Origin of the sequence: Mariprofundus sp. KV (assembly GCF_013387475.1) — a bacterium.
Taxonomy (GTDB): Bacteria; Pseudomonadota; Zetaproteobacteria; order Mariprofundales; family Mariprofundaceae; genus Mariprofundus.
The window spans coordinates 120950-129285 of record NZ_VWNB01000010.1; the positions used below are offsets into that span (position 1 = coordinate 120950).

Genomic DNA, 8336 nt, shown 5'->3' on the forward strand with positions numbered 1-8336 from the left:
CGGCCCTTTGCGACCTTTGCGGTGAAATTGGTTTTAGATGCCATCGATTCTTAGATCCCCTTCCACCTTGATCGGAATCACACCATCACGATGCTCAAAACCCTCCTCCTTGTACCAGGCCTGGGCATAGAGTGCTTCAAAGGTGGCGCGAATGCGGCCATCTTCGCCGCGGTAGCGTTCAGAATACTGGGTCTCAAGTTTTCGGATCAGCGCACGACCATAGAGGCCGCTTTTGCGACCACGGATGGCAGAGGCGGAGGCTCCGAGGCCTTTTAGTTCACGCACCAGAGAAACGGTGTCGGGATAGGTGAGCGTGAAGAGGTCTGCATCGGTAACCGGCATCTCAACGGCAAGTTTTGATATCGCATCACCCAGACTCATGACATCGGGGAATGGCAGAACCAGCCCGGCATTGCCCGGATCGATCTCGGCCAGTGACTGGCGTAGCTCGGAGAGGGTGCGGCGGCCAAAGGTGGAGAAGAGGATCAGGCCACCCGGAGCCAGTACACGGCGCATCTCTGCCAGCATCTGATCAGGTTCCGGCACCCACTGCATGGCCAGATTGGAGCAGACCAGATCGAATGATCCGCTTTTAAATGGCAGTGATGCTGCGTTACCTGAGGCGTGCAGATGACGGCCGTGCCACGGCAGCCTGCGCGCGTGTGCTTTGCGGGTGGTGGCAACCATCGATTCAGAGAGATCAAAGGCGGTGATCTCAGCCTTCTTGTATTTGCCGCGTAGCAGGCGCGTGAAATAACCGGTGCCGCAACCGATATCGAGAATGCGTTTGGGATCAATTTTGGTGAAATTAAGGTGTCCAAGCAGTCGGTCGCCGATCTCACGCTGCAGAACGGCATGTTCGTCATAACTATCTGAAGCTGCGGAGAAGGAGCGCTTGACCTGATTACTATGGATATGGATGTTTTTCACTGTTCTGACCACCATGTTTGAACGAGTTCGTTAAATGTGTCGGGCCGGGTAAGAAAGGGCGCATGACCGCAATCCGGGAAAATGTGTGATTCACTGTGACTGATCTGTTCTGCCAGCCAGCGGCCAGCGGCCACCGGTACGACTGCATCAGTTTCACCGTGCACAATCAGCGTGGGCTGCTTGATCGCATTAGTGAGCGGACACAGATCCAGCTGTTGCAGCCGTTCAAGGCCACCCTGCATGCCTGTGGCACTGACCGGGTTACTGCGATCGACAGCAGTTTTGGCCAGCCGGTTATAATCACTTCGGCTTAAAGCGTCACCGTGCAGCATCAGTGCAAAAAAGCGGTTGAGTGCTTTGGGAGAGCCCGACTCAACCGCTTCTCTGAAACCGTTGAAGACGTCATCGCTATTGCCGTGCGGCCAGGCCTCAGAAGCCCTGAAGCGTGGCGTCGTGGATACAAGCATAAGAGCAGCCACCCGTTCGGGATGAATTGCAGCGATCTGCATGGCCACCATGCCGCCGAGAGACCAGCCGACCAGATGACATGGTTCGTCGGGCAGTTGTGCCACAATGGCATCAACCCATTCGTCTGCCGGGAGATCGGCTGCGCTGCCATGACCCGGAAGATTGAGAAACAGTGCATCACTGAAAGGCTCAAACTGGTTGCACCAGATCTGACGTGATTGCGCCCAGCCATGCAGGAAAACGAGAGGTTTCTGGCTCATAGAAGTTCTCGCAGGCGTGCGGTTAGTTGTTCGATCTGCTCACTGCTATGGGCTGCCGTGATGGTGAAACGCAGACGCGCAGTACCCTCGGGAACTGTTGGCGGGCGAATAGCCGGCACAAAGAAGCCGGTATCGCGCAGCGCTGCAGCCAGCTGCAGCGCCTGCTCATCGGAGCCGACAATCAGTGGCTGAATCGGGCTGTCGGAAGCCATAAAGCCGAGCTCCTCTGTCTGCGCTTTGAACAGTGCCAGATTCTCTCTGAGTTGCTGTAGCTGCTCTCCGCGCTGAATCAGCGCCAGTGCAGTCTCTGCCGCTGCAATCATGGCAACCGGCAGGGCGGTGGAGTAGATCAGGGTACGTTGCCGCTGCCTTAATCCCTCAATCAGTTCAGCGGTGCCGAGGATGAATGCACCGTATGAGCCGAAGGCTTTGCCGAAGGTGCCGACTTCGATCAGGCGCGGGTGGCCGGAGATGTTATGTTCTGCTGTGATGCCTCTGCCCTCAGGGCCCATGCAGCCGATGCCGTGGGCATCATCAATCAGCAGCAGGGTGTCGTGCGCTTGGGCAAGGCCAAGCAGGGCCGCAGCATCGGCAGAATCACCATCCATGCTGAAGATACCATCCGAGACAATGATGCGGCGCTCTGCCGGATGTTTCTCCAGCAGTTTCTGCAGCTGTATGGTCTCCAGATGGTTGTAGCGATGCGATTTTGCGCCGCAGAGGCGCACCCCATCGACCAGTGATGCGTGATTCAACTTGTCAGAAAAAACATGTGTATGCCGATCCGCCAGTGCCTGAATAAGGCCGATATTGGCCAGCATACCCGAGCCGAGGATCAGGCAGGCCTCATAACCTTTCCAGGCAGCCAGCTTCTGCTCAAGACGGTGCAGCATCGGATCATCACCGGAGACCAGGCGGGAAGCGCCACTACCGACCGCTTCATCAAGCGCCCCTTTGGCACCCATGCAGACAGCGGGATGAAAGCTGAGTCCGAGATAATCGTTGCTGGCAAAGTTGATCAGCTGCTCACCATCGAGATGGATCAACATGCCCTGACGGCGCGACGCGGTCAGGCGTCGGCGGCGGGTGGCGGGGGTCTCTGCAAACCAATTGCGCGAATCGGGCATGTCCGGCATGCTGGTAGGCATGAAGAGACTGTCAACCAAAGGCTTTGATCTGGTTAACGGCGCACGCAGGCTGCTGTTTCCATCGGCATGCCTGTTCTGCCAGCAGCCGCTGAATGAAGGTGGCATGCTCAGCCATGTTTGTTGCCATGCTTGCTTTGAAAAAACCGCGATCTGGCCACGTTCAGTTTGCAGCCGTTGCGGCTCAGCATTGCCCGAAGCCATGGCACCGGGGCCGTGTGGCCACTGCCTGACAAGGCCTCCTGCACAGGCAGCGACGATGAGCCTCTACGCTTACAAGGGACCGGTTCGCGATGCGATTTTAAACTGGAAATTGCAGGGGCAGGATGCGGGTGTGCGCTGGCTGCTTGATGCGGCCATGCCCCGTATAAAGGAGTTGATTAACGCCGATGATCTTCTGCTTCCTGTGCCGATGCCGCTTTCACGCATGCGTAAAAGTGGTGTGCATCATAGCGCAGATCTCTGTCGCTGGCTGTCTGCCGGCGTTGGCTGTGGCTGGGATTGGCAGCTGCTGCGCAGGGTTGGAGAGCAGCCACGCCAGTCGGCACTCTCAGGTGTGGCCCGAAGAAAAAACCTGCGCAGGGCTTTTGCATTGGCTGCTGACTTCCGGGCATCACTGGCCGATGCTTCCACAATCTGGATTGTCGATGATATACTGACCACAGGTTCAACATTGAACTTTGCGGCCAGGGCGGCAAAGCCGCTGAAAAGGGATGTGAAGGTGCTGTCGCTGGCGCGAACTTTAAACAGAGGATAGGTTTTCACCATGGCAAACGTTGAAATATATTCGGGCGACTACTGCCCCTACTGTGTTCGGGCTAAAAATCTGTTGAAAAATAAAGGTGTGGAGTTTGTCGAATATGATGTGCAACGCGATCTGGCGCGTCAGGCCGCGATGGTAGAGCGCTCAGGCGGAGCCCGCAGCATTCCGCAGATTTTTATTAACGGAAAGCATATTGGTGGTTGCGATGACCTCTATGCGCTGGATAGCCGGGGTGAACTGGACCCCATGCTGGCAGGTTAAGGCAGGTATAGATGTGCAGCCCTGAAAAACTGTTACAAAATAACCGCGAGTGGTCTCGCAAATGCCAGGAACAGAACTCGGAATTTTTCAATCGTCTGGCGGCAATCCAGAATCCGGACTTCTTCTGGATCGGCTGTTCCGATAGCCGTGTACCTGCCAACGAGATCACCGGTCTTGAGCCGGGGCAGGTGTTTGTGCACCGCAATGTGGCCAATCAGGTTCACCATACCGATCTGAATTGCCTCTCTGCTGCGCAATATGCGGTGGATGTGCTTGGCGTTAAACATATTGTTATTACCGGCCACTACGACTGTGGCGGCGTTCGCGCGGCGATGGCTGGCCAGCACCACGGCATTGTCGATAACTGGATTCGCAGCATTCGTGATACCTATGTGTTGCATCACGATGATCTGCAGCTGTTGCCGGAGAGCAAACGCATGGATCGCTTGTGCGAGCTGAATGTGATTCGCCAGGTGGATAATATCTGTCATACCCGTATTGTGCAGAATGCCTGGGAGCGTGGCAGCCCTCTCTCTGTACATGGCTGGATCTATAGCGTCAAAGATGGGCTGCTGCACGATCTGAGAGTGACTAAAAGTACACCTGAAGATGTGGCACCGCTCTATCGTGTGACCGGTACCGAAACCAGCGCCTGGCCCGCTGCCAGCTGATATTTATTATATGAACATGCGCTTACATGCGCCTGTTCAATCTTGTCCGGATTGATCTATCCCTTGTTTGACAGAGCGATTGCGATTCTTACCCAGGCATCATAATCGAGCTGTTCAGGTCGCTTGCGCGGGTCAATCGCAATGGCCTCAAAATCTTCCGCACTCAGTTCGCCCCTGAAATTATTATTGATGGTCTTACGGCGATGGGCAAATCCCTGACGTACTGTTTTCTGCAGAAGCTCATAACTGCAGGCCGGTGTTTTTCCGTGCGGTGTCATCAGGATCACTGCTGAATGGACCTTGGGTGGCGGCACAAATGCACCGGGGGGCAGCGTCAGCAGCCGTTTTACATCATAATAGTGGCGTACCAGTACGGAGAGTCCGCCATACACCTTGCTGCCGGGCCCTGCAGCGATGCGTTCAGCCACTTCGCGCTGATACATCAACACCATGCCGCCGGAGAGATTGAAACCGGCCAGTTTAGCAGTCAGCGGGCCACTGATATTGTAAGGGAGATTGCCGGCAATCCATTCAGGGTGAATGGCGGTGACAGCCCCGTCCAGCTCCTGCAGTACATCCCCGTGAATGACCGAGAGCCGTGGATTACTCTCTGCCTCGTTCTGCCAGTGGGCGGCAAAACGGTTATCCATCTCAATAACAGTCAGTCTGCCGACACGGGCCAGCAGTGATTCGGTGATGGCTCCGGGCCCGGGCCCGATCTCAATGGCCACAGCCCCTTCAGGGATGGCGGTGGCGATGCGGCGAATGGCATTATGGTCGCGCAGGAAGTGCTGGCCGAGCGACTTTTTGGCATGTTGTGAGGGGCTCTCTGTCATGGGGCAAGCGTAGCCAATATTGCAGGCTTTCATAGTACTTCCGATTTTCCCTTGCCTTATATGGCCAGCTTCCTAGAATCCGCGACCGTTTTCGAGCCGTTGGTTCTATTCTGGGAGGTCTAACATGAGCAATGAAAAGCGCAAGTTGATTGCAGGCAACTGGAAGATGAACGGACTGCTGCAGGAAGCGAAAGATTTTATGGATGCGTTTGGTAGCAACCCTGCCCCGGATCATATTGAAGTAGGTTTGATGCCGCCATTCACGCTGTTGCATTCGATGTCGGATCGCCTGGCTGAGATGGGTATCGCACTGGGTGCGCAGAACGTATATTATGAAGACAAGGGTGCATTTACCGGCTCGATCTGTCCGATGATGTTGCGTGATGCCGGTTGTCATTATGTGATTCTCGGTCACTCAGAGCGTCGCAGTATTATTGGTGAGAGCAATGCCCAGATTCGTTCGAAGATGAACGCCTCCTGGCTGCATGGCCTTGAGCCGATCCTCTGCATCGGTGAAACACTGGAGCAGCGCGAGAAGGGCGTGACCAACACTGTACTGGCAGAGCAGCTTGCTGTGCTCAAAGGCGCACCGAAAAGTGCACCACTGACAGTTGCCTATGAGCCGGTATGGGCGATTGGTACAGGTTTGACAGCATCCGTTGAGCAGGTGACTGAAACGCATGCTTTTGTACATGCAGAGCTGCAGCGTCTGGGTCATGATTGTCGCGTGCTTTATGGTGGCAGTGTGAATCCGGGTAACGCGGAAGAGTTGATGAGCTGCCCTGGCGTGGAAGGTGCGCTGGTGGGTGGCGCGAGTCTGAAGGCGGACTCGTTTATGGCGATTGTACAGGCCGCAGCGAAAGCAGCGAGCTAAGGAGACAAAGAACAGATGACTACAGTTCTTATTATTATTCATGTGCTGATTGCACTGCTGCTGATCGGAACGATCCTGGTTCAGCGCGGTCAGGGTGCAGATATCGGCGCCTCTTTTGGTGGCGGCGGGGCACAGACCCTGTTTGGCAGTCGTGGTTCCGGCTCATTTCTGGGTAAGATGACAGGCGGTCTGGCAGCAGCATTTATGGTGACCAGCCTGACGCTGGCCTTCTTCTCCCAGCAGCAGGTAGGTTCAGTGGTTGAACAGACGATTGTTGATGAAATTCCGGTTGAGGCTCCTGCCCAATCACAGCCGCTGACGGGTGGTTTTGATCCATCCAAGTTGAAGAGCAATCCTGCTACACCTGCAGATGGACTTCCAACAGCAGAATAACTAGTTTTTCGGGGTCATCTAATGATCCTGAAATGCCGGGGTGGTGAAATTGGTAGACACGCAGCGTTGAGGTCGCTGTGGAGTAAAATCCATGCTGGTTCGAGTCCAGTCCCCGGTACCAACAAGGAATCCAAAGGGGTTCCATAAGAGCCTGCAAACCTAGTGTTTGCAGGCTCTTTTCGTTTAAACACCCTCCCATGTTGTCCAGGGCCGTTTCAAGAAGTACCAACAATTTGTTGGTATTTATGTTGGTATGTTTTTGCTGTATAATAAAACCACATAAAAATACCAACAGCTGTGGAGGTATGGCGATGGCTCTGTCAGATGCAAAAGTAAAGGCTGCAAGTGTTCCAGAAGGAAAAAAACAGGTTAAATTATCTGATGGCAGTGGCATGTATTTGCATGTGAGCGGATCTGGAAAATATTGGAGGATGAACTATCGCTTTGCAGGCAAGCAAAAAACACTTTCTCTTGGCGTTTATCCAACGGTCACTCTAAAAGAGGCCAGGAAGAGAAGATCAGATGCACACAAATTGCTTGATAAGAATATCGATCCATCACAGGCAAAAAAGAAAGCTAAAAGACAGGCAGCAACAGAACATAATGCTTCAACCTTTGAGATGGTTGCGAGAGAGCTCGTCAAAAAGAACCGTGTGAATTGGAGCTCTGGATATGCCAGAAGCGTAGAGAGTCGCTTGGAAAAGCATGTGTTTCCCTGGTTGGGATCCATGAAGATAGCTGAAATCGAGGCGCCAGATGTCTTAGGAGTTTTACGGCGTGTGGAATCATATGGAAAGATTGAGACAGTACACCGACTGAAAATGTTATGCGGCCAGATATTTCGATACGCTATAGCAACTGGCCTCATCAAGAGTGATCCCTCTAGGGACTTGAAGGGAGCATTGGAGCCTTTAGTGAGTACACACAGGGCAACGATTACTGATTCCAAAAAAGTGGGAGAACTACTCAGGGCGATAGAGTCATTTGAAGGCACTTTTGTGGTGAAGTGCGCTTTAAGGCTGACCCCCTATGTTTTTCTAAGGCCCGGTGAACTCCGAAAGGCCGAATGGAGTGAGATCGATTTGGATCGGTGTGAATGGCGCATTCCAGCTCAGAAGATGAAGATGAGAGTTGAGCATATTGTCCCACTCTCTAGGCAGGCAGTGGCCATATTTCAAGAGGTACATGAATACACGGGCTCAGGGAAATTTGTATTTCCTTCTATTCGCAATGTTCACAGGCCAATGAGTGAGAATACGATTAATGCCTGCTTGCGGCGAATTGGTTATACAAAAGATGAGATATGTGCCCATGGCTTCAGAGCGATGGCGTCCACCCTCCTGCATGAGCAGGGGTGGAATAGCGACGTTATTGAGCGACAGCTAGCCCATAAGGAGGGGAATGCTATAAAGGGCGCTTACAACCACGCTAGGCACCTTCCTGAGCGAAGAGAGATGATGCAGTCATGGGCTGATTACCTAGGTGCTCTTAAAGAAGGAGCTAATATTATTCCTATTCACAGAATTGTCAGTTGAATGATTCTGTGCTAATAATATCTTTAGAATGGACTTTAAATTAGTGGGATATTCGACTATAAAGCAATGAAAGTGTTCACTGCTGTCCGGTTAAGCATGGATGAGCGTCATTTGCCGATGAGTTTCTGCTGATGTTGGCTTTCCGGGAGGATCTTTCTCGATTAGCAGTTCGAGAAAATCTCGTCGGTGCATGATGTTCG

The 8336-nt window shown here is 53.4% G+C and carries 10 protein-coding genes and 1 tRNA gene; 7 read left to right on the top strand and 4 right to left on the bottom strand.

Annotated elements, in window-relative coordinates:
- Positions 1 to 33 precede the first annotated feature (33 nt).
- From bioC to F3F93_RS09625, 3 genes are read right to left on the bottom strand one after another with little or no spacing between them, the layout of a single operon-like run.
- Positions 34 to 945, bottom strand: a complete 912-nt coding sequence (bioC, locus tag F3F93_RS09615; protein WP_194335030.1) for a malonyl-ACP O-methyltransferase BioC — start codon at positions 943 to 945, stop codon at positions 34 to 36.
- Entirely contained in the window at positions 927 to 1658 is a 732-nt protein-coding gene (locus F3F93_RS09620) for an alpha/beta fold hydrolase (protein WP_176958956.1), read from the bottom strand. The genes bioC and F3F93_RS09620 overlap by 19 nt, the downstream gene beginning before the upstream one ends.
- On the bottom strand, positions 1655 to 2806 hold the full coding sequence (locus F3F93_RS09625) for an 8-amino-7-oxononanoate synthase (RefSeq protein WP_241697076.1): 1152 nt from the start codon (positions 2804 to 2806) through the stop codon (positions 1655 to 1657). The genes F3F93_RS09620 and F3F93_RS09625 overlap by 4 nt, the downstream gene beginning before the upstream one ends.
- On the opposite strand from F3F93_RS09625, the gene F3F93_RS09630 reads away from it, so the two are divergent.
- The 3 genes from F3F93_RS09630 to can are packed head-to-tail and all read left to right on the top strand — an operon-like array spanning position 2805 to position 4498.
- Complete coding sequence (locus F3F93_RS09630) at positions 2805 to 3560, top strand: ComF family protein (protein ID WP_241697077.1); 756 nt, start codon at positions 2805 to 2807, stop codon at positions 3558 to 3560. The two genes, F3F93_RS09625 and F3F93_RS09630, sit on opposite strands and share 2 nt — an antisense overlap.
- A 9-nt stretch (positions 3561 to 3569) precedes the next feature.
- Positions 3570 to 3827 (top strand): glutaredoxin 3, encoded by a 258-nt coding sequence (gene grxC, locus F3F93_RS09635; RefSeq protein WP_176958958.1) that lies wholly within the window; start codon positions 3570 to 3572, stop codon positions 3825 to 3827.
- An 11-nt stretch (positions 3828 to 3838) separates the two neighbouring features.
- Entirely contained in the window at positions 3839 to 4498 is a 660-nt protein-coding gene (can, locus tag F3F93_RS09640; protein ID WP_176958959.1) for a carbonate dehydratase, read from the top strand.
- Positions 4499 to 4554: 56 nt separating this feature from the next.
- Here the strand turns inward: can and rsmA are convergent, their stop codons facing one another.
- Complete coding sequence (gene rsmA / locus F3F93_RS09645) at positions 4555 to 5334, bottom strand: 16S rRNA (adenine(1518)-N(6)/adenine(1519)-N(6))-dimethyltransferase RsmA (RefSeq protein ID WP_176958960.1); 780 nt, start codon at positions 5332 to 5334, stop codon at positions 4555 to 4557.
- A 124-nt stretch (positions 5335 to 5458) separates the two neighbouring features.
- Here rsmA and tpiA point away from each other — a divergent pair, with 124 nt between their 5' ends.
- The 4 genes from tpiA (at position 5459) to F3F93_RS09665 (ending at position 8136) form a co-directional block, all read left to right on the top strand.
- Positions 5459 to 6208, top strand: a complete 750-nt coding sequence (tpiA, locus tag F3F93_RS09650; RefSeq protein WP_176958961.1) for a triose-phosphate isomerase — start codon at positions 5459 to 5461, stop codon at positions 6206 to 6208.
- A 15-nt stretch (positions 6209 to 6223) separates the two neighbouring features.
- Positions 6224 to 6601 carry a preprotein translocase subunit SecG gene (secG, locus tag F3F93_RS09655; protein ID WP_176958962.1) on the top strand — a complete coding sequence of 126 codons (378 nt, stop codon included), beginning with the start codon at positions 6224 to 6226 and terminating at the stop codon, positions 6599 to 6601.
- Between the two features lie 34 nt (positions 6602 to 6635).
- Positions 6636 to 6722: transfer RNA gene (locus F3F93_RS09660), tRNA-Leu, on the top strand.
- A 190-nt stretch (positions 6723 to 6912) separates the two neighbouring features.
- Complete coding sequence (locus F3F93_RS09665) at positions 6913 to 8136, top strand: integrase arm-type DNA-binding domain-containing protein (protein ID WP_176958963.1); 1224 nt, start codon at positions 6913 to 6915, stop codon at positions 8134 to 8136.
- The last annotated feature ends 200 nt before the right edge of the window (positions 8137 to 8336 follow it).

What these genes read in the sequence shown, in the direction of transcription:
- bioC (WP_194335030.1), bottom strand. Translation starts at nt 945, where the DNA reads ATGGTGGTCAGAACAGTGAAAAACATCCATATCCATAGTAATCAGGTC.
- F3F93_RS09620 (WP_176958956.1), bottom strand. Translation starts at nt 1,658, where the DNA reads ATGAGCCAGAAACCTCTCGTTTTCCTGCATGGCTGGGCGCAATCACGT.
- F3F93_RS09630 (WP_241697077.1), top strand. Translation starts at nt 2,805, where the DNA reads ATGAAGAGACTGTCAACCAAAGGCTTTGATCTGGTTAACGGCGCACGC.
- F3F93_RS09625 (WP_241697076.1), bottom strand. Translation starts at nt 2,806, where the DNA reads ATGCCTACCAGCATGCCGGACATGCCCGATTCGCGCAATTGGTTTGCA.
- grxC (WP_176958958.1), top strand. Translation starts at nt 3,570, where the DNA reads ATGGCAAACGTTGAAATATATTCGGGCGACTACTGCCCCTACTGTGTT.
- can (WP_176958959.1), top strand. Translation starts at nt 3,839, where the DNA reads ATGTGCAGCCCTGAAAAACTGTTACAAAATAACCGCGAGTGGTCTCGC.
- rsmA (WP_176958960.1), bottom strand. Translation starts at nt 5,334, where the DNA reads ATGACAGAGAGCCCCTCACAACATGCCAAAAAGTCGCTCGGCCAGCAC.
- tpiA (WP_176958961.1), top strand. Translation starts at nt 5,459, where the DNA reads ATGAGCAATGAAAAGCGCAAGTTGATTGCAGGCAACTGGAAGATGAAC.
- secG (WP_176958962.1), top strand. Translation starts at nt 6,224, where the DNA reads ATGACTACAGTTCTTATTATTATTCATGTGCTGATTGCACTGCTGCTG.
- F3F93_RS09665 (WP_176958963.1), top strand. Translation starts at nt 6,913, where the DNA reads ATGGCTCTGTCAGATGCAAAAGTAAAGGCTGCAAGTGTTCCAGAAGGA.